This window comes from Pseudomonas sp. Lz4W (assembly GCF_000346225.2).
GTDB lineage: Bacteria > Pseudomonadota > Gammaproteobacteria > Pseudomonadales > Pseudomonadaceae > Aquipseudomonas > Aquipseudomonas paraversuta.
On record NZ_CP017432.1, the window covers coordinates 3875040 to 3898981 of the forward strand.

18 protein-coding genes are annotated in these 23942 nt (G+C 60.3%); 13 read left to right on the forward strand and 5 right to left on the reverse strand.

The genetic code is table 11. The annotated features are described in order from the left end of the window. The first annotated feature begins 40 nt into the window (after nucleotides 1-40). Together B195_RS17730 and dapC are read left to right on the forward strand one after the other, a co-directional pair. Nucleotides 41-2743 (forward strand): [protein-PII] uridylyltransferase, encoded by a 2703-nt coding sequence (locus B195_RS17730; RefSeq protein WP_003440414.1) that lies wholly within the window; start codon nucleotides 41-43, stop codon nucleotides 2741-2743. Between the two features lie 26 nt (nucleotides 2744-2769). Further along, nucleotides 2770-3969 (forward strand): succinyldiaminopimelate transaminase, encoded by a 1200-nt coding sequence (dapC, locus tag B195_RS17735; protein ID WP_003440410.1) that lies wholly within the window; start codon nucleotides 2770-2772, stop codon nucleotides 3967-3969. Between the two features lie 77 nt (nucleotides 3970-4046). On the opposite strand, the gene B195_RS17740 is transcribed toward dapC, so the two are convergent. Continuing rightward, nucleotides 4047-5690, reverse strand: coding sequence for a Na+/H+ antiporter (locus tag B195_RS17740; protein ID WP_003440407.1), 1644 nt, complete (start codon nucleotides 5688-5690; stop codon nucleotides 4047-4049). Nucleotides 5691-5919: 229 nt separating this feature from the next. Here B195_RS17740 and B195_RS17745 point away from each other — a divergent pair, with 229 nt between their 5' ends. The 4 genes from B195_RS17745 to B195_RS17760 are packed head-to-tail and all read left to right on the forward strand — an operon-like array spanning nucleotide 5920 to nucleotide 9019. Continuing rightward, nucleotides 5920-6282 (forward strand): ArsC family reductase, encoded by a 363-nt coding sequence (locus B195_RS17745; RefSeq protein ID WP_003440403.1) that lies wholly within the window; start codon nucleotides 5920-5922, stop codon nucleotides 6280-6282. Between the two features lie 36 nt (nucleotides 6283-6318). Next, a complete protein-coding gene (gene dapD / locus B195_RS17750) occupies nucleotides 6319-7353 on the forward strand; it encodes a 2,3,4,5-tetrahydropyridine-2,6-dicarboxylate N-succinyltransferase (RefSeq protein ID WP_003440400.1) in 1035 nt (344 codons plus the stop codon). 59 nt (nucleotides 7354-7412) lie between these two features. Beyond that, nucleotides 7413-8618 (forward strand): cysteine desulfurase, encoded by a 1206-nt coding sequence (locus B195_RS17755; protein ID WP_003440397.1) that lies wholly within the window; start codon nucleotides 7413-7415, stop codon nucleotides 8616-8618. After that, nucleotides 8615-9019 carry a SufE family protein gene (locus B195_RS17760; protein WP_003440394.1) on the forward strand — a complete coding sequence of 135 codons (405 nt, stop codon included), beginning with the start codon at nucleotides 8615-8617 and terminating at the stop codon, nucleotides 9017-9019. The genes B195_RS17755 and B195_RS17760 overlap by 4 nt, the downstream gene beginning before the upstream one ends. A gap of 176 nt (nucleotides 9020-9195) precedes the next feature. Here B195_RS17760 and tcdA read toward each other — a convergent pair whose 3' ends face one another. Next, on the reverse strand, nucleotides 9196-10005 hold the full coding sequence (tcdA, locus tag B195_RS17765) for a tRNA cyclic N6-threonylcarbamoyladenosine(37) synthase TcdA (RefSeq protein WP_003440391.1): 810 nt from the start codon (nucleotides 10003-10005) through the stop codon (nucleotides 9196-9198). A gap of 275 nt (nucleotides 10006-10280) precedes the next feature. Here tcdA and B195_RS17770 point away from each other — a divergent pair, with 275 nt between their 5' ends. The 4 genes from B195_RS17770 (at nucleotide 10281) to B195_RS17785 (ending at nucleotide 15392) form a co-directional block, all read left to right on the forward strand. Continuing rightward, nucleotides 10281-12872 (forward strand): glycosyltransferase, encoded by a 2592-nt coding sequence (locus B195_RS17770; protein WP_003440388.1) that lies wholly within the window; start codon nucleotides 10281-10283, stop codon nucleotides 12870-12872. A 98-nt stretch (nucleotides 12873-12970) separates the two neighbouring features. Continuing rightward, the gene (gene dapE, locus B195_RS17775; RefSeq protein WP_003440376.1) at nucleotides 12971-14122 is read left to right on the forward strand and encodes a succinyl-diaminopimelate desuccinylase; all 1152 of its coding nucleotides are present in this window, start codon (nucleotides 12971-12973) and stop codon (nucleotides 14120-14122) included. Then, nucleotides 14122-14931, forward strand: a complete 810-nt coding sequence (locus B195_RS17780) for a putative RNA methyltransferase (RefSeq protein WP_003440374.1) — start codon at nucleotides 14122-14124, stop codon at nucleotides 14929-14931. Before dapE ends, B195_RS17780 begins: the two co-directional genes overlap by 1 nt. An 80-nt stretch (nucleotides 14932-15011) precedes the next feature. Continuing rightward, a complete protein-coding gene (locus B195_RS17785; protein ID WP_003440371.1) occupies nucleotides 15012-15392 on the forward strand; it encodes a hypothetical protein in 381 nt (126 codons plus the stop codon). 110 nt (nucleotides 15393-15502) lie between these two features. On the opposite strand, the gene B195_RS17790 is transcribed toward B195_RS17785, so the two are convergent. Next, nucleotides 15503-15712, reverse strand: a complete 210-nt coding sequence (locus B195_RS17790; protein ID WP_003440369.1) for a cold shock domain-containing protein — start codon at nucleotides 15710-15712, stop codon at nucleotides 15503-15505. A 240-nt stretch (nucleotides 15713-15952) separates the two neighbouring features. Between B195_RS17790 and plsB the strand changes: the two genes are divergently transcribed. Next, nucleotides 15953-18466, forward strand: coding sequence for a glycerol-3-phosphate 1-O-acyltransferase PlsB (plsB, locus tag B195_RS17795; RefSeq protein ID WP_003440367.1), 2514 nt, complete (start codon nucleotides 15953-15955; stop codon nucleotides 18464-18466). 86 nt (nucleotides 18467-18552) lie between these two features. Next, entirely contained in the window at nucleotides 18553-18954 is a 402-nt protein-coding gene (locus B195_RS17800; RefSeq protein ID WP_003440366.1) for a YbaY family lipoprotein, read from the forward strand. 88 nt (nucleotides 18955-19042) lie between these two features. Here B195_RS17800 and B195_RS17805 read toward each other — a convergent pair whose 3' ends face one another. Then, nucleotides 19043-22102, reverse strand: coding sequence for an efflux RND transporter permease subunit (locus B195_RS17805; protein WP_003440364.1), 3060 nt, complete (start codon nucleotides 22100-22102; stop codon nucleotides 19043-19045). Nucleotides 22103-22107: 5 nt separating this feature from the next. Continuing rightward, the gene (locus B195_RS17810) at nucleotides 22108-23208 is read right to left on the reverse strand and encodes an efflux RND transporter periplasmic adaptor subunit (protein WP_003440361.1); all 1101 of its coding nucleotides are present in this window, start codon (nucleotides 23206-23208) and stop codon (nucleotides 22108-22110) included. A 90-nt stretch (nucleotides 23209-23298) separates the two neighbouring features. Here B195_RS17810 and B195_RS17815 point away from each other — a divergent pair, with 90 nt between their 5' ends. Then, complete coding sequence (locus B195_RS17815) at nucleotides 23299-23937, forward strand: TetR/AcrR family transcriptional regulator (RefSeq protein ID WP_037001390.1); 639 nt, start codon at nucleotides 23299-23301, stop codon at nucleotides 23935-23937. The last annotated feature ends 5 nt before the right edge of the window (nucleotides 23938-23942 follow it).

A 23942-nucleotide genomic window follows, 5' to 3' on the forward strand; every position in this document is an offset into this window, starting at 1 on the left:
TCCCTATATAAAAGCCTTACAGCGATAGGAAAGCCAATCGATGCCGCAGGTGGATCCCGAACTTTTTGACCGCGGCCAGTTCCAGGCCGAACTGGCGTTGAAGGCAAGCCCCATTGCCGCTTTCAAAAAGGCCATCCGCCAGGCGCGAGAGGCTCTGGACGAACGCTTTCGCAGTGGCCGCGATATTCGACGCCTGATCGAAGATCGCGCCTGGTTCGTCGACAATATCCTGCAACAGGCGTGGGATCAGTTCAGCTGGAGCAACCAGGCCGATATCGCCCTGGTTGCCGTCGGCGGCTACGGCCGTGGCGAACTGCACCCCTACTCCGACATCGATTTGCTGATCCTGCTGGACAACGCCGATCACGAAATTTTCCGCGACTCCATCGAACGCTTTCTGACCCTGCTCTGGGACATCGGTCTCGAAGTTGGCCAGAGCGTGCGCTCGGTGGACGAATGCGCCGAGCAGGCCCGTGCCGACCTGACCATCATCACCAACCTGATGGAAAGCCGTACCGTGGCCGGCCCTGAGCGCCTGCGCCAGCGCATGCTGGACGTCACCAGTACCTCCCACATGTGGCCCAGCAAGGATTTCTTTCTGGCCAAGCGTGCCGAGCAGAAAGCTCGTCACCACAAATACAACGACACGGAATACAACCTGGAGCCCAACGTCAAAGGCTCACCGGGCGGCCTGCGCGATATCCAGACCATTTTGTGGGTGGCCCGACGTCAGTACGGCACCCTCAATCTGCGCGCCCTGGCGGGTGAAGGTTTCCTGGTCGAGAGCGAGCACGCCCTGCTGGCATCCTCGCAAGAGTTCCTGTGGAAAGTCCGCTACGCCCTGCACATGCTCGCCGGCCGCGCTGAAGACCGCCTGCTGTTTGATCATCAACGCAGCATCGCCGAGTTGCTCGGCTTTACCGGCGAAGATACCAAACAGACCATCGAAAACTTCATGCAGCAGTACTACCGGGTGGTCATGAGCATCGCCCAGCTCAGCGATCTGATCATCCAGCACTTCGAAGAAGTGATTCTGGCCCCCGACGACGCCGCGCCGCCTGCCCCGCTGAACTCGCGCTTCCAGCTGCACGATGGCTACATCGAGGCCACCAGCGACCATGTGTTCAAACGCACGCCGTTTGCCATGCTCGAAATTTTCCTGCTGATGGCCCAGCACCCCGAGATCAAGGGCGTGCGGGCCGATACCATTCGTCTGTTGCGCGAACACCGCTACCTGATCGACGACGACTTCCGTAAAGACATCCGCAACACCAGCCTGTTTATCGAGCTGTTCAAGTGCAAGATCGGCATCCATCGCAACCTGCGCCGGATGAACCGCTACGGCATTCTCGGACGCTACCTGCCCGAATTCGGCTTTATCGTCGGGCAAATGCAGCACGACCTGTTCCACATCTATACCGTCGATGCCCACACCCTGAACCTGATCAAGCATCTGCGTAAATTGCAGTACACCCAGGTGTCAGAGAAATTCCCGCTGGCCAGCAAGCTGATGGCCAAGCTGCCCAAGCCCGAACTGATTTACCTGGCCGGGCTGTATCACGATATCGGCAAAGGCCGGCATGGCGACCACTCCGAGATTGGCGCGGTAGATGCCGAGGCGTTCTGCATCCGCCACCAGTTGCCGCAGTGGGATACACGCCTGATCGTGTGGCTGGTGCAAAATCACCTGGTGATGTCGACCACCGCCCAGCGCAAGGATCTGTCCGACCCTCAGGTCATCCATGACTTCGCCCAGATCGTGGGCGACGAAACCCGTCTCGACTACCTGTACGTCCTGACCGTGGCCGATATCAATGCCACCAACCCGACCCTGTGGAACTCGTGGCGCGCCAGCCTGTTGCGCCAGCTTTACACCGAAACCAAGCGCGCACTGCGTCGCGGCCTGGAAAACCCGGTTGATCGCGAAGAGCAGATCCGCCAGACCCAGAGTGCCGCGCTGGACATATTGGTGCGCAACGGCAACGACCAGGACGACGTGGAACAACTCTGGTCCCAGCTTGGCGACGACTACTTCCTGCGCCATACCTCGGCCGATGTGGCCCTGCACACCGAGGCCATCCTGCAACAACCGGCCGATGGCGGCCCGCTGGTACTGATCAAGGAAACCACCCAGCGCGAGTTCGAAGGCGGCACCCAGATTTTCATCTACGCGCCCGACCAGCATGACTTCTTTGCCGTAACCGTGGCCGCGATGGATCAGCTCAACCTGAACATTCATGACGCGCGAATCATCACCTCCAGCAGCAAGTTCACCCTCGATACCTACATCGTGCTCGACAACGACGGCGAAACGATCGGCAATAACCCGGCCCGCGTCGAGAGAATCCGCAAGGGCCTGACTGAAGCGCTGCGCAACCCCGATGACTACCCCAACATCATCCAGCGCCGGGTTCCCCGCCAGCTCAAGCATTTTGCTTTCCCGCCCCAGGTGACGATTCACAATGACGCGCAGCGCCCGGTGACCGTACTGGAACTCAGCGCACCCGACCGGCCCGGCCTGCTGGCCCGTATCGGGATGATTTTTCTGGAGTTCGACCTGTCGTTGCAGAACGCCAAGATTGCCACCCTGGGCGAGCGCGTCGAAGACGTGTTTTTCGTTACTGACGAAAACAATCAGCCGCTGTCCGATCCGCAGCTGTGCATGCGTTTGCAGGAAGCCATCGTTAAACAGCTGACCGTCGACAAAGACTCAACCCCTGAACCGTGGCGCCTGAGCATTTAAGCGCCGCCGAGCGAGACCCGCATCCAATGAACAACGCTCTAAACCAGCTTCAGCCTTATCCGTTCGAAAAACTGCGCGCCCTGCTTGGCAGCGTGCAGCCCAACACCGACAAACGCCCGATTGCGTTGTCCATTGGCGAACCCAAACACCGCTCGCCGGATTTCGTGGCCAAGGCCCTTGCCGACAACCTGGACCAGATGGCGGTCTACCCGACCACCCTCGGCATCCCGGCCCTGCGCGAAGCCATTGGCGGCTGGGCCGAGCGACGTTTCCAGGTGCCAAAAGGCTGGCTCGACCCGGCGCGCAACATCCTGCCGGTCAACGGTACCCGTGAAGCGCTGTTTGCCTTCACCCAGACCGTGGTCAACCGTGGCGACGACGCGCTGGTGATCAGCCCGAACCCGTTCTACCAGATCTACGAAGGCGCAGCGTTCCTCGCCGGCGCCAAACCGCACTACCTGCCGTGCCTGGCAGAGCATGGCTTCAACCCGGACTTCGACGCCGTAGCGGCCGAGACCTGGGACAACTGCCAGATCCTGTTCCTGTGCTCACCGGGCAACCCGACGGGCGCGCTGATCCCCCTCGACACCCTGAAAAAACTGATCGCCCTGGCTGACAAACATGACTTCGTGATTGCCGCCGACGAGTGCTACAGCGAACTGTACTTCGACGAGCAGACACCGCCCGTCGGCCTGCTGAGCGCCTGCGTAGACCTGGGTCGTGAAGATTTCAAACGCTGCGTGGTATTCCACAGCCTGTCCAAGCGCTCCAACCTGCCAGGCCTGCGCTCGGGTTTCGTGGCCGGTGACGCCGAGATCCTCAAGGCATTTTTGCTGTATCGCACCTACCACGGCTGCGCCATGCCGGTTCAAACCCAGCTGGCCAGCATTGCGGCCTGGAACGACGAAGCCCACGTGCGCACCAACCGCGACCTGTATCGCGAGAAGTTCGATGCGGTGCTGGAAATCCTGGGCCCGGTCCTCGACGTACAGCGCCCGGACGGCGGCTTTTACCTGTGGCCCAAAGTTGAAGGGGATGACGCAGACTTTTGCCGCGACCTGTTCGCCGAAGAACAGGTGACTGTGGTCCCGGGCTCGTACCTGTCCCGCGAAGTCGACGGCTTCAACCCCGGCGCCGGCCGCGTGCGCATGGCACTGGTAGCGCCGCTGGCAGAATGCGTAGAAGCCGCAGAACGGATTCGCGAGTTCATTCTGCGCCGCAAATAACCTCCAGACCTGCAACAGCGAACTTGCCCCGCGATCTTTAAAGATCATGAGGCGAGCTCGCTGCTGCAGATGTCGGGCTACTTCACGGTTCCCAGGTTGGCCTCGCTCAAGTCCAGATCCCGCAGGACTTCACTGAGTACGTCATCACCGATTTCATGGTGGCGACGCAAGCTGTACAGCTCCAGCCGCTGCGCCCTGAGCGCCTTGAGCCGCAAACGGCTTTCCAGATGGTCCATCTGCGACGCCAGCGCCTGAGCTTCCGCCGAATCATTGAACACCTCAAGCTGATGCCGGTACTCGGACATGATCCGCGCCTTCAATTCAGCCGCCAATGCCGCCAGCGCAGCATCCTGCTTCTCGGGCTCGACCACCTCTTCAGCCTCCAGCGCATGAATCGCCGCTTCCGCCGTGCGCCGCCACGCCTCGCGCACTTCAGCCCGCATGGCATCGTCCTGACTCTTGGGGATACCGCGCAACAACAGGGGCAAGGCAATGCAGGCCACGATCAACGACAGCAAAATCACCCCGGCGGCAATGAAGATCAACAGTTCGCGCTCCGGAAAATCCAGGCCTTCGCTGATCAACAGCGGCACCGACATCACGCCCGCCAGCGTCACGGCCCCACGCACCCCGCCCACCGTCAGCAACCAGCAGGAACGTGCAGTCGGCACCATGGTCAACTCACCCTTGCCGCGCCAGCGGCGCAACAAGCCGGACAAGCGCCAGATGCTCTGCACCCAGATAAAACGCAACGCCAACAGCACCAGAAAGATCACCACTACATCCAGGCAGCGATACATCAGGGTCGGCCACAGTGTGGGCTCCAGTCTGACGACGGCTTTGATGATGTCCGGCAACTGCAGGCCCAACAGCAAGAAAATCAGGCCATTGAAGGCAAATTCCAGCAGCGACCACACGCTGCGGTTCAGTAACCGGGTACTGGTTTGCCGCGGCAACAAATCCAGCCAGCTCTGCATCATCCCCGCCGCTACCGCCGACAAAATACCCGAAGCCCCCAGGCGCTCGGCCAGTACATAAGCGGCAAACGGCAGCAGAAGCATGAACACCACATGCGTGGCCGGATCATCCCAGCCCCGCGTGATCATCCACGAGCGCATGCGCCCTACAACCCAGCTCAATGCCACACCTATCGCCAGGCCGCCACAAGCCACCAGCAAAAAAGTCACGCTGGCATTGGCCAGGGAAAATACCCCGGTGATGGCTGCCGCCAGGGCGAACTTGAAGGTCACCAGGCCGGTCGCGTCATTCATCAATGCCTCGCCCTGCAACATATGCATCAGGGGTGCCGGCAGCCGGTTTTGGGCAATGGCCGATACCGCCACCGCATCCGTCGGCGACAGTACGGCGGCCAGGGCAAACGCCACGGGTAGAGGAATGCTCGGTAATAGCCAATGAATGAAGTAGCCGGCCCCCACGACAGTGAACAGCACCAAGCCGACGGCCAGCGTCAGAATGGGCCCCCGCAGGCGCCAGAATTCGCGCTTTGGCATGCGCCAACCGTCCGAGAACAACAACGGCGGCAAAAACAAAAAGAGGAATAACTCGGGGTTCAGCGCCACGTGCAAGCCCAGGGTTGGCCACGCCAGCACTGCACCGGCAGCAATCTGCACCAGGGGCAGAGGCAGCGGAATCACGCGCCCCAATAAACGCGAGACGCCCACCAGCATCAGCAAGATGAGGACGGTATAGGCAGTTTGCATATCAACAGGATTCCCGAACAATAAGCCTTAAAACATATGAGGCAACAATTTCCCCATTGCGTACCATAGTAGCCTTTAAGCCCGGGCTCTGACCGCTGAACAAAAGTCGCAATGCGACGACCTGTCACACGGGCATGCCAAGCTTGCACCCGGCCGAGCCCAAGGCCGCTGCTCATGGCATAATCCGCCACCGATCATTTCCCGGCGTATTCAAAGGAGGGGCAATCCAGTGACCGATTCGAACAAGACGTTGCACCTTTTCGGCATCAAGGCCTGCGACACCATGAAGAAGGCTCGCACCTGGCTGGATGAGCATGCCGTGCGCTACGACTTCCACGATTACAAAACCAGCGGTATTGACCGCGAGCACCTGACCCAATGGTGCAACGAGCACGGCTGGCAAGTGGTACTCAATCGCGCCGGTACAACCTTTCGCAAACTCGACGACGAACGCAAAGCCGATCTCGACCAGGCGAAAGCCATTGAACTGATGCTTGCCCAACCCTCGATGATCAAGCGCCCGGTGCTCGATCTCGGAGACAAAACCCTGATTGGCTTCAAGCCAGATCTTTATGCGGCGGCCCTTCTTTAAAGCCCGCCCATTTATTTATGTTCAAGAGGTAATTGCATGTCTACTACCCTATTCAGCGCGGCCTTTGGTGTTGGTACCCAGAATCGTCAAGGCGCATGGCTGGAAGTGTTTTACGCCCAACCGTTGCTTAACCCGTCGGCCGAGCTGATCGCAGCCATCGCCCCGATCCTGGGCTACACCGGCGGCAACCAGGCAATCACCTTCAGCACCGCGCAAGCTGCACAAATGGCTGAAATCGCCAAACCGATCGACACCGCCCAGGCCGCCCTGCTGACCCGTCTGGCTGAAAGCCACAAGCCGCTGGTCGCCACCCTGCTGGCCGAAGATGCAGCCCTGACCTCCACCCCCGAGGCCTACCTCAAGCTGCACCTGCTGTCCCATCGCCTGGTCAAGCCCCACGGCCTGAGCCTGGCTGGCGTGTTCCCGCTGCTGCCGAACGTGGCATGGACCAGCCAGGGTGCCATCGACCTGGGCGAACTGGCCGAGCGTCAGCTCGAAGCCCGCCTGCGTGGCGAGTTGCTGGAAGTGTTCTCGGTCGACAAGTTCCCGAAAATGACCGACTACGTGGTTCCGGCCGGCGTGCGTATTGCTGACAGCGCGCGGATCCGTCTGGGCGCCTACATCGGCGAAGGCACCACCGTGATGCACGAAGGTTTCGTCAACTTCAACGCAGGCACCGAAGGCCCGGGCATGATCGAAGGCCGCGTCTCGGCGGGCGTATTCGTCGGCAAGGGCTCGGACCTGGGCGGCGGCTGCTCCACCATGGGCACCCTGTCGGGCGGCGGCAACATCGTGATCAAGGTTGGCGAAGGCTGCCTGATCGGCGCCAACGCCGGTATCGGTATCCCGCTGGGCGACCGCAACACCGTTGAGTCCGGCCTTTATGTAACCGCCGGCACCAAGGTCGCGCTGCTGGACGAGAACAACCAGCTGGTCAAAGTGGTCAAGGCCCGTGACCTGGCCGGCCAGCCAGACCTGTTGTTCCGCCGCAACTCGGAAACCGGCGCTGTGGAATGCAAAACCCACAAGTCGGCCATCGAGCTGAACGAAGCACTGCACGCTCACAACTAAGCGTCTGTCTGCCACTGACGGGGCCAGCCTCTGGTCCCGTCAACAGAGCCCTGAACACCATGCTTTTGCCTTCCCCCTGGCGCGCTGACTTCCCTGCCATCGCCGCCATGCAACGTCAGGACCAGACCTATCTGGACAACGCTGCAACCACACAAAAACCCCAGGCCCTGCTCGACGCACTGCAGCATTACTACGCCAATGGCGCAGCCAATGTGCACCGCGCCCAGCATCTGCCGGGCGCCCATGCGACCCAGGCGTTTGAAAACACCCGTCAGAAAGTGACGCAATGGCTCAACGCCAGCGACTGCGGGCAAATTGTTTTCACCCACGGCGCCACCTCGGCGCTGAACCTTCTGGCCTATGGGCTGGAACACCAATTTACCCAGGGCGACGAGATCGTTATCAGCGCCCTGGAACACCATGCCAACCTGCTGCCGTGGCAACAGCTTGCCAAGCGTAGAAAACTGACTCTGGTGATACTGCCGCTGGATGCCGACGGCGTGATCGACCTCGATGCCGCCGCCCGCCTGATCACCCCCCGCACCCGCCTGCTGGCCGTCAGCCAGTTATCCAATGTGCTCGGTGTATGGCAGCCGTTACCTGAGCTGCTGGCTCTGGCTAAAGCGCAAAATGCGCTGACCGTGGTTGATGGCGCCCAGGGCATCGTCCATGGCCGGCATGACGTGAACGCCCTGGGCTGCGACTTTTACGTCTTCTCCAGCCACAAACTGTACGGCCCGGACGGGCTGGGCGTGCTGTTTGGCCGCCACGCAGCGCTGGCCCGCCTGCAGCACTGGCAGTTCGGTGGCGAGATGGTGCAAGACGCTGACTACCAGAGCGCAACCTTTCGCCCGGCACCGCTGGGCTTTGAAGCCGGTACTCCGCCGATTGCCAGCGTGATCGGTCTGGGCGCAACCCTCAGCTATCTGTCCACTCTGGATCAAGCAGCCGTCGAAGCCCACGAAGCCGCATTGCACAGCCTGCTGATCGACGGCTTGACGCAACGCCAGGGGGTTCGCCTGCTGGGTTCGCCACAGCTGGCGCTGGTGAGCTTTGTGGTTGATGGCGTGCACAATGCCGACCTGGCACATCTGCTGACTGAGCAAGGCATCGCTGTGCGGGCCGGTCATCACTGTGCCATGCCGCTGCTCAAAAGCTTCGGTCTGGCCGGAGCTATCCGCGTGTCGCTGGCGCTGTACAACGACTCCGACGATTTACAGCGTTTTTTCGAGGCGCTGGACCAGGCGCTGGAGTTGCTGCAATGACCCTGCCCGCCGATGCACAGGCCGCCCTCGACAGTTTTGAACACTGCACAGGCTGGGAACAACGCGCGCGCTTGCTGATGCAATGGGGGCAACGCCTGCCCGAGCTTGACCTGGCAGACAAAAACGAAGCCAACCGCGTGCATGGCTGCGAAAGTCAGGTGTGGTTGCTGGGTGAGCTGCGCGACGGTCACTGGCAGTTTGCAGCCAGTAGCGATGCACGATTGATCCGCGGGCTGGTCGCCCTATTGCTGGCACGGGTCAATGGCTTGTCCGGCGAACAGCTGCAACAGGTGGATTTGCCCGAGTGGTTCAACCAGCTGGGCTTGAGCCGGCAGCTGTCACCGTCGCGCAGTAATGGGCTGAATGCCGTATTGCAGCGGATGCGCGAGCTGGCAGGCTAAACCCCATCGCTGGCAAGCCAGCTCCCACAGGGCATTAGCGCCTACAAAACAGTGTGGGAGCTGGCAGGCTAAACCCCCATCGCTGGCAAGCCAGCTCCCACGGGGTATTAGCGCCTACAAAAACAGTGTGGGAGCTGGCTTGCCAGCGATGGCATCGGGACGATTAACGGGGCCGGTCAGGCAGGCTTCACCCGCTCCGAGGGCCGCCGCACGCCCGCCACGATCTTGTCCACGGCCTTGGTGGCCGCGACCATGCCAAAAGTGGCTGTCACCATCATCACCGCGCCAAATCCACCGGCGCAATCAAGCTTGACCCCGTCACCCACAAAGCTTTTCTGCAGGCAAATACTGCCGTCAGGCTTCGGATAGCGCAGCTGCTCGGTGGAAAATACGCAAGGCACGCTGTAATGACGGGTCATGGTGCGCGAGAAGCCATAATCGCGGCGCAAGGTCGAACGCACTTTTGAAGCCAGCGGATCATTGAAGGTGCGGTTCAAATCGCAGACCTGGATCAGCGTCGGGTCAATCTGCCCCCCCGCACCACCGGTAGTGATAATCTGGATCTTGCGCCGCTTGCACCAGGCAATCAGCGCTGCCTTGGCATTCACGCTATCGATACAGTCAATCACGCAATCGATATCGGGGGTGATGTATTCGGCCATGGTTTCGCGAGTCACGAAGTCAGCCACTGCATGCACCTTGCAGTCAGGATTGATCTGACGCAGACGCTCGGCCATCACTTCAACCTTGTCTCGACCAATGGTCGTGCTCAAGGCGTGTAACTGGCGATTGCTGTTGCTGACGCACACGTCATCCAGATCAAACAGCGAGATTTCACCTACGCCACAACGGGCGATGGCTTCTGCCGCCCACGACCCGACACCGCCCACACCGACGATTGCTACATGGGCCGCGCGCAGCCGCTCCAGGCCTTCTATGCCATATAACCGGGCTACACCGGCAAACCGTGGATCTTCTGTACTCATGACCATCACCCTGAAACCGGCGCGCATTATAGGGGCATGACCCGGGGTTTTGTATCTTTCCTGGAGGCTGCGCGACCAAGCCTGCTTTAATACCTGGAGGTACAACGAGGCAAGAGCTGCAAATAATAAAGCAAGAACTTAAATCGGCCGCCGCTGCCAAACGCCGGACCTGATTCCGTGCGCTGTACGGTAGGTCAGAGCGCGGTGTAGGATGCGCGCCGCTTGGTAACTGCCGAACGATCTTCGTTCCACTCCCTTTGGAACCCGAAATAGTTATGTCATCGCGTAAATTTGGACTCAACCTGGTGGTGGTGCTGGCCATCGCCGCCCTGTTCACCGGCTTCTGGGCGCTGATCAATCGCCCGGTTTCTGCGCCTAACTGGCCCGAGCAAATCTCGGGCTTTTCGTACTCGCCGTTTCAGCAAGGCCAGTACCCGCAGAAAGACCAGTACCCGACCGACGACGAAATGCGTCGCGATCTGGAAATCATCAGCAAGCTGACCGACAACATCCGGACTTACTCGGTCGACGGCACCCTGGGCGATATTCCCAAGTTGGCGGAAGAGTTCGGCTTGCGGGTCACCATCGGGATCTGGATCAGTCCGGACCTTGAGCGCAATGAGCGCGAAATCCAGAAAGCCATCGAACTGGCCAATAACTCGCGCAGCGTAGTGCGGGTTGTGGTGGGTAACGAAGCCCTGTTCCGTGAAGAGATCACCCCGGAAGACTTGATCGTGTTGCTGGACCGGGTGCGAGCAGCCGTCAAGGTGCCGGTCACCACCTCCGAGCAGTGGCATATCTGGGAGAAATATCCGCAACTGGCCAAGCACGTTGACCTGATCGCTGCGCACATTTTGCCGTACTGGGAATTTATCCCCGTGGACAAGGCCGGCGAGTTCGTCCTGGACCGTGCCCGCGACCTGAAAAAAATGTTCCCGAAAAAACCGCTGCTGCTCTCGGAGGTTGGCTGGCCGAGCAACGGCCGCATGCGCGGTGGCGCCGATGCGACCCCGGCCGACCAGGCCATTTACCTGCGCACATTGGTCAATACGCTTAACCGTCGCGGCTACAACTACTTTGTGATCGAAGCCTTCGACCAACCCTGGAAAGCCAGTGACGAAGGCTCGGTAGGCGCGTACTGGGGCGTGTACAACGCCGCGCGCCAGCAAAAATTCAACTTTGAAGGCCCGGTAGTGGCTATCCCGCAGTGGCGGGTACTGGCCATTGGCTCAGTGGTCATGGGCCTGCTGTCACTGGCCTTGCTGCTGATCGACGGTTCCGCCCTGCGTCAGCGTGGCCGCACTTTCCTGACCTTCACCGCGTTCCTGTGCGGGTCGGTGCTGGTGTGGATCGGTTACGACTACAGCCAGCAATACAGCACCTGGTTCAGTCTGACCGTAGGAATCCTGCTCGGGCTCGGTGCGTTCGGGGTGTTTATCGTACTGCTGACCGAGGCCCATGAACTGGCCGAGGCCGTATGGATTCGCAAGCGGCGGCGCGAGTTTCTGCCGGTTGAACACGAGGACGCCTACCGGCCAAAAGTGTCGATCCACGTGCCGTGCTACAACGAGCCGCCAGAGATGGTCAAACAGACCCTCGATGCACTGGCGAACCTCGACTACCCGGACTTCGAAGTGTTGATTATCGACAACAACACCAAGGATCCGGCGGTCTGGGAGCCGGTGCGCGACTACTGTGCAACCCTTGGCCCGCGCTTCAAGTTCTTCCATGTTGCCCCGCTGGCCGGCTTCAAGGGCGGCGCGCTGAACTATCTGATCCCGCACACCGCGCCGGATGCCGAAGTGATTGCCGTGATCGACTCCGATTACTGTGTCGATCGCAACTGGCTCAAGCACATGGTGCCGCACTTTGCCGATCCGAAAATCGCCATCGTGCAGTCGCCCCAGGACTACCGTGATCAGAACGAAAGCACCTTCAAGAAGCTCTGCTACTCGGAGTACAAGGGCTTCTTCCATATCGGCATGGTCACCCGCAATGACCGCGACGCGATCATTCAGCACGGCACCATGACCATGACCCGGCGTTCCGTGCTCGAGGAGCTTGGCTGGGCAGACTGGTGTATCTGTGAAGATGCCGAATTGGGTCTGCGCGTGTTCGAAAAAGGCTATTCCGCTGCCTATTCCCACAATAGCTACGGCAAAGGGCTGATGCCCGACACCTTTATCGACTTCAAGAAACAGCGCTTCCGCTGGGCCTACGGTGCGATTCAGATTATCAAGCGTCACGCCTCCAGCCTGCTGCGCGGCAAAGATACGCAATTGACCCGTGGCCAGCGTTATCACTTCCTCGCGGGCTGGTTGCCGTGGGTAGCCGACGGCATGAACATCTTCTTCACCGTGGGCGCCCTGCTGTGGTCGGCGGCGATGATCATTGTGCCGACGCGGGTTGATCCGCCGCTGCTGATTTTCGCCATCCCGCCATTGGCCCTGTTTGTGTTCAAGGTAGGCAAGATCATCTTCCTGTACCGCCGCGCCGTGGGGGTCAACCTCAAGGACGCGTTTGCCGCGGCCCTGGCAGGTCTGGCCCTGTCCCATACCATCGCCAAAGCGGTGCTGTACGGATTTTTCACCACCAGCATTCCGTTCTTCCGCACCCCGAAAAACGCCGACAATCACGGATTCTGGGTCGCCATCTCGGAAGCCCGTGAAGAGGTGTTCATCATGCTGCTGCTCTGGGGCGCGGCACTGGGGATCTTCCTGGTCCAGGGCCTGCCGAGCAACGACATGCGTTTCTGGGTGGTCATGCTGCTGGTGCAGTCGCTGCCGTATCTGGCGGCGCTGATCATGGCCTTCTTGTCTTCACTGCCCAAACCGGTGGAAGCGCCAGAAGAGCACCCGGCCGTATAAATTGACTGCAACCACTAAACGGCGGCCTCTGGTCGCCGTTTTGCTTTAAGATAACCGCCCTTTTGTGCCCTGCCACGCTCAGCTTCGGAGTCCACCCCATGACGGCCCACGCCGACCTTTCGCCGACCCTGCAACTTGCCTGCGATTTGATCCGTCGCCCTTCAGTGACCCCGATCGATGCCGATTGCCAGAAGCTGATGATGCAGCGCCTGGGTGATGCCGGCTTCAAGCTGGAACCCATGCGCATCGAAGACGTAGACAACTTCTGGGCCACCCACGGTAAAAACGAAGGCCCGGTGCTGTGCTTCGCTGGCCATACCGATGTGGTACCCACCGGCCCGGTGCAGGCCTGGCAAAACGACCCATTCGACGCCTTGATCGACGAGCACGGCATGCTCTGCGGCCGTGGCGCTGCCGACATGAAAGGCAGTCTTGCTTCCATGCTGGTTGCCGCCGAACGCTTCGTCGCCGACTACCCGGACCACAAGGGTTCGGTGGCGTTTCTGATCACCAGTGACGAAGAAGGCCCGGCCCATCACGGCACCAAGGCCGTGATCGAGCGTTTCAAGGCCCGCAATGAGCGTCTGGACTGGTGCATCGTCGGTGAGCCGTCGAGCACCACTCTGGTGGGCGACGTGGTTAAAAACGGCCGTCGCGGCTCCCTGGGCGCCAAACTCACCGTGCGCGGGGTACAGGGTCATGTGGCCTACCCGCATCTGGCCAAAAACCCGATTCACCTGGCCGTGCCCGCACTGACCGAACTGGCCGCCGAGCATTGGGATAACGGCAACGCCTTCTTCCCGCCAACCAGCTTCCAGATCTCCAACCTGAACTCCGGCACCGGCGCCACCAACGTGATTCCCGGCGATCTGGTGGCGGTGTTCAACTTCCGGTTCTCCACCGAGTCCACTGTTGAAGGGCTGCAAAAGCGTGTCGCAGACATCCTCGACAAGCACGGCCTGGACTGGCACATCGATTGGGCGCTGTCCGGCCTGCCGTTCCTGACCGAGCCGGGCGCACTGCTGGATGCGGTGTCGTCGAGCATCAAACAGGTGACCGGCCGCGAAACCAAAGCCTCCACCAGCGGCGGCACCTCGGACGGACGCTTCATCGCGACCCTGGGTACCCAAGTGGTTGAACTGGGCCCGGTCAACGCGACCATCCATCAGGTCAACGAGCGGGTTCTGGCCAGCGATCTCGACGTGCTGACCGAAATCTACTACCAGACCCTGATCAGGTTGCTTGCCTGATGCTTGCCTGCCCTATCTGTTCGCAACCCCTCAGCGCAGTCGACAATGGCGTGGCCTGCCCTACGGGCCATCGCTTTGACCGCGCCCGTCAGGGTTACCTGAACCTGTTGCCCGTGCAGCACAAAAACAGCCGCGACCCTGGCGACAACCAGGCCATGGTTGAAGCCCGTCGCGATTTCCTCAACGCGGGTCACTACGCGCCTGTGGCCAAGCGACTGGCTGAACTGGCCGCCGAACGCGCCCCCCAGCGCTGGCTCGACATCGGTTGCGGCGAGGGTTACTACACCGCGCAAATCGCCGAGGCGCTGCCCAACGCCGACGGCTACGCGCTGGACATCTCCCGCGAAGCCGTCAAGCGTGCCTGCAAGCGCAACCCGCACCTGACCTGGTTGATCGCCAGCATGGCCCGGGTGCCACTGGCCGATGACAGCTGCCAGTTTCTGGCCAGCGTGTTCAGCCCGCTGGACTGGCTGGAAGCCAAACGCCTGCTCAGCCCCGGCGGCGGCCTGATGCGCGTAGGCCCGACCCGCGGGCACCTGATGGAGCTGCGTGAACGGCTGTACGACGAAGTACGCGACTACGCTGACGACAAACACCTGGCGCTGGTGCCTGAAGGCATGCAGTTGCAGCACAGTGAAACCCTGGAGTTCGTGCTCAGCCTGAGTGAACCCAAGGACCGCGCCAACCTGCTGGCCATGACCCCCCATGGCTGGCGTGCCAGTGCCGAACGTCGGGCCCAGGTCATCGACCACCCGCAGCCTTTAGTGGTCACTGTGTCGATGCGCTACGATTACTTCATTCTTCAATAACCCACTTTACGGCCAGGGGCAGCCGCCCCTGGCCCGACTAATCCGCGAATGGATTTTTCAGATACGCAGTGAGGACATCCATGCGCCAGCCCGATATTGAGATTTACCTGAAAGAAGCCAAAGCCGGTCATGAACACGTCGTTACATGGCTTAGCGAGGCCCTGGGCCCCTGCACCCCCTGGGTGAAGAAAGGCCAGGTGTGGAAATGCACCGCCGGCGACATACCTGTGACCTGGATGCCAAATGCCGTCGGCAAATGGAACAGCCTGTTCCTGGACAGCGATAAAACCCCGTGGGATGACGACATTGCCTGCGCCCAGGCCGCTTTCAAAGCGCTGAACGTCGAAGTGCGTTGCGCACCGGGCACGTGGGAAGAGGAACAGGGCGAAGCTGACGCTGATCGCTGGATTCGTATCAGCGAAGACGGTCAGGAAGAAATCACCTGGAAAACCGGGGCCTGAAGTGAAACATGTAGCCGCTGACGCAGGCTGCGACGGGGTGCGCAGCACCCCTGCTGTTTGAAGGGCCGGCGGCCCTTATCGCAGCCTGCGACAGCGGCTACAGGGCCTGCCTACAACCCCACCACATCCTCAGCCTGCAAGCCCTTGTCACCCTTGACCTGGGTGTATTCGACCTGCTGTCCCTCGGCCAGGGAACGATGCCCCTCGCCGCGAATGGCACGGTAATGCACGAACACATCGGCACCATCGGCACACTGAATAAAGCCGTAGCCTTTGGCGTCGTTGAACCACTTCACACTGCCTGTTACGCGCGTACTCATGAATCCTTCCCCCTTTTTATTATTGATCGGGCTCTACCATCAGCCCTTTGAGAACTTTCGCTCGAACCTGGTTTTTGCAGACTGGGTCTTGTGCAGCATGGCGAAAGACCCCCGAGTATAAGTCAGCAAAAAAAACACTCAATCAATATTAGTTCGCTGCTTTTTTGCCGATTTTCCAGAGATACGGCACACTACCGGCACGAGTAAACACTCGTTTTAATCCACTAACGCAGAAGCCGTATGACCCGCTCCCCATTCCGTCGTCTTGTATTTGGCGCGCTGCGTCGCTTGCTGTACCTGTGGGTGCGCTCGGAAACGATCAATCAGTCGTCCTTGACACTGAATCTGGATCGCAGCCGGCCGGTGTTCTACGTGCTGCAATCGCCCTCACTGACCGAACTGGCAGTGGTCGACGCCGAGTGCACCAAGGCCGGCTTGCCGCGCCCCGTGCTGCCGGTCGCCGTTGGCAGCATGATCGAGCCCGAAGCGTTCTTTTACCTGACCCCCGAGCCCGACTGGCTGGGACGTCAGGACAAGCGCGGCGCCCCTCCTGCGCTGACCCGCCTGGTAGACGCCTTGACCCTCAACCCGGGCGAGGACGCGCAAATCATCCCGGTCAGCGTGTTCTGGGGCCAGTCCCCCGACAGCGAGTCCAGCCCCTGGAAGCTGCTGTTTGCCGACAGCTGGGCAGTCACCGGGCGCCTGCGCCGCTTGCTGCGCATTCTTATTTTGGGGCGCAAGACCCGCGTGCAGTTTTCCGCGCCGATTCATTTGCGCGAACTGATTGACCACAACAAGGGCCATGAACGCACGGTACGCATGGCCCAGCGCATTTTGCGAGTGCACTTTCGCAACCTCAAAACCGCCACCATCGGCCCCGACCTGTCCCACCGCCGCAACCTGGTCAAAGGTCTGATCAAGGAGCCGGCCGTACGCCAGGCGATTGTGGATGAAGCCGAGCGCGAGAATATCTCTGCGGACAAAGCCAAAGCCCTGGCGCTGCGCTACGCCAACGAAATCGCTTCGGATTACACCTACACGGCAATCCGTTTTTTTGAAGTGATACTGAGCTGGTTCTGGAACAAGATTTACGACGGGGTCAAAATCCACAACATCGAGGGCGTGCAGAACGTGGCCCAGGGCCATGAAATCGTCTACGTGCCATGCCACCGTAGCCATATCGATTATCTGCTGCTGTCTTATCTGCTGTTTCGCAACGGCCTGACTCCGCCGCACATTGCTGCCGGGATCAATCTCAATATGCCGCTGATGGGGCGCTTGCTGCGCCGTGGCGGGGCTTTTTTCATGCGCCGCACGTTCAAGGGCAACCCGCTGTACACCTCGGTGTTCAACGAATACATGCATACCCTGTTCACCAAAGGCTTCCCGGTGGAGTATTTCGTCGAAGGCGGCCGCTCGCGCACCGGGCGCATGCTGCAACCGAAAACCGGCATGCTGGCCATCACCGTCCGCAGCTTCCTGCGCTCATCGCGCATGCCGATCGTCTTTGTACCTGTGTACATCGGTTACGAGCGGGTGCTGGAGGGCCGCACCTACCTCGGAGAGCTGCGCGGGGCGAGCAAGAAAAAAGAATCGGTATTCGATATTTTCAAAGTCATCGGCGCACTCAAGAAACAGAAGTTTGGCCAGGTGGCGGTCAACTTCGGCGAGCCGATCAAACTCGCCGAGTTTCTCGATGGGGAACAACCAGGCTGGCGCCAGCAGGAACTGGCTCCGTCGTACCGGCCTGAGTGGTTGCACGGGGCTACTAACCGGCTGGGGGAGAAAGTCGCCCGGCACCTGAACGAAGCCGCAGCCATCAACCCCGTCAACCTGGTGGCGCTGGTGCTCCTGTCCACCAGCAAACTGGCGCTGGATGACCGGGCCATGGCCCGCGTGCTGGACCTGTATCTGGCCCTGCTGCGCCGCGTCCCCTATTCACCCCACACCACCGTGCCTGAAGGCGACGGTCAGGCACTGATCGAACACGTGAAAAGCATGGACCTGCTCTCCGAGCAGAGCGATGCACTGGGCAAGGTCCTGTACCTGGATGAGCAAAACGCCGTCCTGATGACTTACTACCGCAACAACGTGCTGCATATCTTTGCCCTGCCGGCGTTGCTGGCCAGCTTCTTCCAGAGCAGCTCGCGCATGACCCGCGAGCAAATCCTGCGTTACACCCACGCCCTGTATCCGTACCTGCAATCGGAACTGTTTATCCGCTGGTCCGAGGATGAGCTGGACGGCGTGGTGGATCAGTGGCTGGAGGCGTTTGTCGAACAGGGTTTGCTGCGCTTTGAAAACGCTGTGTACCTGCGCCCGGCCCCGAGCTCGCGGCATTTTGTGCTGCTGACGCTACTGTCCAGGAGCATTGCGCAAACCCTGCAGCGCTTCTACATGGCCATCTCGTTGCTGCTCAACAGCGGCCAGAACACCTTGAGCGCCGAAGAGCTGGAAGACCTGTGCACCATGATGGCCCAGCGCCTGTCGATCCTGCATGGCCTCAATGCCCCGGAGTTCTTCGACAAGAGCCTGTTCCGCCACTTTATCCAGAGCTTGCTCGAAGAAGACGTCTTGCGTCGCGACGCCAACGGCAAGTTGAGCTATCACGAGCTGCTTGGCGAACTGGCTGAAGGCGCGGCCAAACGCGTGCTGCCCGCCGAGATCCGCCTGTCGATCCGTCAGGTGGCCTTGCACCGCAGCGAAGACCCGGCAGATCAAGCGCCGCTGTCTTTGGAAAAACCGCTTAAATAAGCAAAAGCGCCTGCCAGATTGAACATTTGTCTGGCAGGCGCCCTCTCAACGCATGGCGTTAATGCCTGCCCTATGGAGCCTCCCGCATGAAAAAAGTCCTTTTACTCAGCCTGACTGCCCTGCTCGGAGCCTGCAGCTCTATGACACCTGCCCCGCAAGCCGCTCTCGATGGCGAAGTGTTTTACCTGCAACGTATCGCCCTGCCGCCTGGCGCCACCCTTGAAGTGAGCCTGCAGGATGTGTCACTGGCCGACGCTCCGGCAGTCACCCTGGCCAAACAAAGCGGCCCGGTCAAAGGCCAGGTTCCGCTGCCTTTCCACCTGAGCTATGACCCGGCTGAAGTCAAACCGGGCCACACCTATGCAGTCAGTGCACGGATTGAAGATAACGGTCAGTTGTTGTTCATCACCACTGAGCGCAACAGCGTCGACCTGAATGCCAAAACCCAGCAACCGATTCGCCTGCGGGTTGATCAGGTTCAACAATAAACAGCGCATGATCCTGTAGGGGCTGGAGTTGCCTGCATCGCCGGCAAGCCAGCCCCCACTTCAACAATGCCCCCACCTCAGGCCAGGGTTAAACCTTCTTCACCCTGAACCACGCCGCGTACAGCGCCGGCAAGAACAACAGAGTCAGGGCCGTCGCCACTATCAGCCCGCCCATGATCGCTACCGCCATCGGCCCGAAGAACACGCTACGGGACAGCGGGATCATCGCCAGCACCGCGGCAAGGGCAGTCAGCACAATCGGCCGGAACCGGCGTACCGTCGCTTCGATAATCGCCTGCCAGGGGTCCATCCCTGCGGCTTTGTCCTGTTCGATCTGGTCCACCAGGATCACCGAATTGCGCATGATCATCCCGGACAGGGCAATGGTGCCCAGCATCGCAACAAAGCCGAAAGGTTTGCCGAACACCAGCAAGAACAGGGTCACTCCGATCAACCCCAGCGGCGCGGTCAAAAACACCATCACCATGCGCGAGAAGCTGCGCAGCTGCACCATCAACAGGGTCAGCACCACCACGATAAACAACGGTACACCGGCTTTCACCGAGTCCTGCCCACGGCTGGAGTCTTCAACCGTGCCGCCCACTTCCAGCAGGTAACCGTCCGGCAGCTCTGCCCGCACATCCTGCAATGTCGGCAGAATCTGCTGCACCAGCGTGGCCGGTTGTTCCTTGCCATAAATATCGGCGCGCACGGTCACGGTCGGCAGGCGGTTGCGGTGCCAGATAATGCCTTCTTCAAAGCCATATTCCAGGGTCGCTATTTGCGACAGGGCGACACTCTGACCATTGTCGGTCGGTACCGCCAGGCTCGGCAGCAATGACAGTTCGGTGCGCTCATGGGGGGTGCCGCGCAACAGGATTTCGATCAACTCGTTGTCTTCCCGGTACTGGCTGACGGAGGAGCCCAGCAAGGTGCTTTGCAGGAAGTGCGACAGGTTCGCCGTACTCACGCCCAAAGCCCGCGCCCGGTCCTGGTCGACATTGAGGTACACCACTTTGCTCGGTTCCTCCCAGTCCAGGTGAACATTGACCACGTGGGGATTCTCCCGAACCCTGGCCGCTACCTTGCGCGCCAGGGCCCGTACCTCTTCTATATGCTCGCCAGTCACCCGAAGCTGCACCGGGTATCCAACCGGCGGGCCTGTTTCAAGACGGGTAACCCGCGAGCGAACCCCCGGAAACTGTTGATCAAGGGTCTCGATCAACCAGGTGCGCAGGGTTTCACGCTCCTCGATGCTCTTGGCCAGCACCACGAACTGGGCGAAGCTGGCCGCCGGCAACTGCTGATCCAGTGGCAAGTAAAAACGTGGCGAACCGGTCCCCACGTAAGCCACATAGTTGGCAATCCCGGGGTGATCCTTGAGCAAGCTTTCCAGATGTTTGACTTGCTCGTTGGTGTTGCTCAGCGAGACACCTTCTGCCTGTTTCAAATCGACCATCAATTCCAGGCGGCTCGAAGCCGGGAAAAACTGCTGCGGAACGAACCGGAACAGCACCACCGACCCTAAAAACAACAGCACCGTCAGTACAATCACGGTCTTGCGCCGACGCACACACCACTCCACCAGCCGTCGTACCCGTTGATAAAACGGGGTGCCGTAGGGGTCGGGCGTCGCGCTGCCGTGTTTGGCCCCATGGATCTTCGCCAGATCCGGCAGCAGCAATGCCCCCAGATACGGCACGAACACCACCGCGGCAATCCAGGATGCCAGCAGCGCAATGGTCACCACCTGGAAGATCGAGCGGGTGTACTCACCGGTGCTCGACTGCGCCATGGCAATCGGCAGAAAACCCGCTGCCGTAATCAGGGTGCCGGTCAACATCGGGAACGCGGTGCTGGTCCAGGCAAAACTCGCCGCCTTGAGCCGGTCGTAGCCCTGCTCCATTTTGATCGCCATCATTTCCACGGCGATGATCGCGTCATCCACCAACAGCCCCAGCGCCAGCACCAGCGCACCCAGGGAGATTTTGTGCAGGCCGATGCCCAGGTAGTACATGGCGGCAAATGTCATCGCCAACACCAGCGGGATCGTCAGCGCCACCACCAGGCCGGTGCGCACCCCAAGCGAGAAGAAGCTCACCAGCAACACGATTGCCAGTGCTTCCACCAGCACCTGGACGAATTCACCGACGCTGCTTTTCACCGCCGCCGGTTGATCCGACACCTTGCTCAGTTGCATCCCGGCGGGGAGGTTTTTCTGGAGTCGTTCGAACTCTGTTTCCAGCGCCTTGCCCAGTACCAGAATATCGCCGCCGTCTTTCATCGCCACGGCCAGGCCAATGGCATCCTGCCCCATGAAGCGCATGCGCGGTGCCGGAGGATCATTAAAGCCGCGGTGTACGTCCGCCACATCACTGATCCGCAAGGTGCGCTCCCCCACCCGGATCGGGAACCCCTCGATCTGTTCAACGGTTTTGAAATTGCCGCTCACGCGCAATTGAACACGCTCGGTCGGGGTCTCGAAGAAACCGGCGGTAGAGACTGCGTTCTGCTCCTTGAGGGCTTGTTGCACAGTCGCCAGCGGCAGGCCCAGAGTGGCGAGCTTGAGGTTGGAGAGTTCGATCCAGATTTTCTCGTCCTGCAGCCCCAGCAGCTCGACCTTGCCCACATCCTTGACCCGTTGCAGCTGGATCTGGATGCGGTCGGCGTAGTCTTTAAGCACCCCGTAGTCGAAGCCTTCGCCACTCAGGCTGTAGATATTGCCGAAAGTAGTGCCGAACTCATCGTTGAAAAATGGTCCCTGAATATCCGGCGGCAGGTTCTGGCGAATGTCGCTGATTTTTTTTCGGACCTGATACCACAGCTCCGGAATCCGCGCCGAAGGCATTGAGTCACGGGCCATGAAGGTCACTTGTGACTCGCCAGGTCGCGAGAACGAAACAATCCGCTCGTAATCGCCGGTTTCCATCAGCTTCTTTTCGATGCGCTCGGTCACCTGGCGCGAGACTTCCTCGGCGCTGGCACCCGGCCACAACGTGCGAATCACCATGGCCTTGAAGGTGAACGGCGGGTCTTCACTTTGCCCTAACTTGGTGTAGGAAAGCCCACCGACGATAGCGAGTAACAACATCAGAAACAGTACGATTTGACGATTGCGCAACGCCCAGGCGGAAAGGTTGAAACCCATCGGGATTACTCCTTCACCGCAACATTGATCGTTCGGTTGGAGCGATCAACCGGCCGCACTTGCTGCCCAGGATGCAACACGTGCACCCCGGCCGAGACAATCCAGTCGTCAGCCTTGAGACCTTCAAGCACCGGCACGTTTTTCTCGCCAAAGGGCCCGGTACGCACGGGAACCTGCTCCAGCTTGTTGCCCGGGCCGACACGCCAGACATAGGTCGCGCCATTTTCAGCGCTCAATGCCGACAGCGGCACCGACAACGGGCTCACGCCTTCGCTTTGGATAAAGACCCGGGCACTTTGCCCCAGCTCGGCCGGCACCTTGCCGGAAGTGAAGGCGATACGAGCGGCAAAGGTCCGCGACCGGGGATCAGCCGCAGGCGACAGTTCGCGAATGCGCCCGCTGAAGCGTTGATCGGGCTGCGACCACAGTTCAACCGAAACCGGCAGGCCAATCTTGAAACGGCCGAAGGCTTGCTCCGGCAAGCTGATCAGCACTTCACGCTCGCCGTCGGCAGCCAGGGTAAACACCGTTTGCCCTGCGGCCACGACCTGGCCGACCTCAACCTGGCGCTGGGCGATCACCCCGTCCTGGGGCGCGCGCAACACTGCGTAGCTGGCCTGATTGCTGGCCACGTCCTGCTCGGCCTTGAGCTGCTGGAGCCGGGCTTCACCCGAGCGATAGAGGTTTTCGGCATTGTCGAACTGCGAACGGCTGACCATCTGCCGGTCGAGCAGGGTTTTGTAGCGGTCACGTTCCGCTCGCACCAGATTCAGGTTGGCCTGCCCCGCTGCAACCTGGGCCCGGGTCGCCTCCAGTTGCAGGCGCACATCTTGCGGGTCCAGCTCAGCCAGCGGCTGATTGGCCTTGACCCGCTCACCTTCATCCACCAGGCGTCGGGTCACTTTGCCACCAATGCGGAACGCCAGTTGCGGATCGAACCGGGCCCGGACTTCACCCGGATAGCTTTGGCTCGCCAGCGCAGAAGGCTGTGGCTGCTCCACCATTGCCGGGCTGATGCTGATTTGAGCAGGCTCTTCATGGCCGCACGCGGATAACAAAAACACCAGACACACAGGCACAGCGCGGGGCAAGGCATGGCGCAACATGGAGATGACCTTTCGCTAATAGGGCTTGGAATATTTATACTGGGCGGCATGTTATTAATACCAAACTCACCAGTCCAGTAATAAACGAGAATGTCTGACAATCCTTTACCCCCCAATGCACTCGGGCGTCCCAAGGACATGGCAAAACGCCAGGCGATCCTTGACGCGGCGAAAACCCTGTTTCTGACCAAGGGCTATGCCAGCACCAGCATGGACGCGGTCGCAGGCCTGGCAGGCGTGTCAAAACTCACCGTCTACAGCCATTTCACCGACAAAGAGACGCTCTTTTCTTCGGCGATCATGGCCAAGTGCACAGATCAGTTGCCGGAATTGTTTTTTGAATTGCCTGGCGGCGCACCGGTCGAGGCGGTGCTGCTGAACATTGCCCGGGGTTTCCACAGCCTGATAAACAGCCAGGAGTCACTCAACCTGCATCGGCTGATGATGACCCAAGGCAGCCAGGACCCTAAGTTGTCGCAAATTTTCTTTGAGGCGGGGCCGGAGCGAGTGGTGCTGGAGATGGAGCGTCTGCTGGGAAAAATCCACCGCACCGGTGAATTGCAGATTGATCAGCCGCACTACGCAGCGGAGCACTTCTTTTGCATGCTCAAGGGCTCACCCAATTTTCGCCTGCTCTATGGCTGCGGCGAGCCGCTGGACGATGCGGGCGCCGAGGCGCACGTGCAGGAAGTGGTGGGGGTTTTCATGCGTGCGTATCGCCCGCTCTGATCACA

Excerpts from the sequence above, each read along its gene's own strand:
- B195_RS17730 (WP_003440414.1), top strand. The coding sequence starts at position 41 with ATGCCGCAGGTGGATCCCGAACTTTTTGACCGCGGCCAGTTCCAGGCC.
- dapC (WP_003440410.1), top strand. The coding sequence starts at position 2,770 with ATGAACAACGCTCTAAACCAGCTTCAGCCTTATCCGTTCGAAAAACTG.
- B195_RS17740 (WP_003440407.1), bottom strand. The coding sequence starts at position 5,690 with ATGCAAACTGCCTATACCGTCCTCATCTTGCTGATGCTGGTGGGCGTC.
- dapD (WP_003440400.1), top strand. The coding sequence starts at position 6,319 with ATGTCTACTACCCTATTCAGCGCGGCCTTTGGTGTTGGTACCCAGAAT.
- B195_RS17755 (WP_003440397.1), top strand. The coding sequence starts at position 7,413 with ATGCTTTTGCCTTCCCCCTGGCGCGCTGACTTCCCTGCCATCGCCGCC.
- B195_RS17760 (WP_003440394.1), top strand. The coding sequence starts at position 8,615 with ATGACCCTGCCCGCCGATGCACAGGCCGCCCTCGACAGTTTTGAACAC.
- tcdA (WP_003440391.1), bottom strand. The coding sequence starts at position 10,005 with ATGAGTACAGAAGATCCACGGTTTGCCGGTGTAGCCCGGTTATATGGC.
- B195_RS17770 (WP_003440388.1), top strand. The coding sequence starts at position 10,281 with ATGTCATCGCGTAAATTTGGACTCAACCTGGTGGTGGTGCTGGCCATC.
- dapE (WP_003440376.1), top strand. The coding sequence starts at position 12,971 with ATGACGGCCCACGCCGACCTTTCGCCGACCCTGCAACTTGCCTGCGAT.
- B195_RS17780 (WP_003440374.1), top strand. The coding sequence starts at position 14,122 with ATGCTTGCCTGCCCTATCTGTTCGCAACCCCTCAGCGCAGTCGACAAT.
- B195_RS17785 (WP_003440371.1), top strand. The coding sequence starts at position 15,012 with ATGCGCCAGCCCGATATTGAGATTTACCTGAAAGAAGCCAAAGCCGGT.
- B195_RS17790 (WP_003440369.1), bottom strand. The coding sequence starts at position 15,712 with ATGAGTACGCGCGTAACAGGCAGTGTGAAGTGGTTCAACGACGCCAAA.
- plsB (WP_003440367.1), top strand. The coding sequence starts at position 15,953 with ATGACCCGCTCCCCATTCCGTCGTCTTGTATTTGGCGCGCTGCGTCGC.
- B195_RS17800 (WP_003440366.1), top strand. The coding sequence starts at position 18,553 with ATGAAAAAAGTCCTTTTACTCAGCCTGACTGCCCTGCTCGGAGCCTGC.
- B195_RS17805 (WP_003440364.1), bottom strand. The coding sequence starts at position 22,102 with ATGGGTTTCAACCTTTCCGCCTGGGCGTTGCGCAATCGTCAAATCGTA.
- B195_RS17810 (WP_003440361.1), bottom strand. The coding sequence starts at position 23,208 with ATGTTGCGCCATGCCTTGCCCCGCGCTGTGCCTGTGTGTCTGGTGTTT.
- B195_RS17815 (WP_037001390.1), top strand. The coding sequence starts at position 23,299 with ATGTCTGACAATCCTTTACCCCCCAATGCACTCGGGCGTCCCAAGGAC.